Annotated in this window: 1 protein-coding gene; it reads right to left on the bottom strand. The window is 59.1% G+C overall.

Annotated features, from left to right (window positions below; all coding sequences use genetic code 11):
- The coding region (locus NCR39_RS14885) for an NAD-binding protein (RefSeq protein WP_250452872.1) at nt 1-252 on the bottom strand (252 nt) is incomplete at both ends.

Here is a 252-nt window from a genome sequence, read left to right as displayed (position 1 = left end):
GCTTCGCTCCCTTCGGAATGTCGATGCCCGGAAAAATCTTGATGACCGCGGAATCGTCCTCGCCGCCGTGTCCGGCCGTGGACGCCATCATGAACATCTGATGCGCCGCCGCCGACAGCGGCAACGGAAATTTCGACGTGCGCGCCGTGTCGAGCACGAGGCCCAAGTCCTTAACGAAAATATCGACGGCGGAAAGCGGTGTGTAATCGCCCGAAAGAATGTGCGGCACGCGATTCTCGAACATCCACGAAT

This window comes from Caballeronia sp. ATUFL_M2_KS44 (assembly GCF_023630965.1).
Classification (GTDB): Bacteria; Pseudomonadota; Gammaproteobacteria; order Burkholderiales; family Burkholderiaceae; genus Caballeronia; species Caballeronia concitans.
The sequence above is the reverse complement of the archived record's forward strand: the minus strand, read 5'-3'. Positions and strand labels throughout refer to the sequence as shown.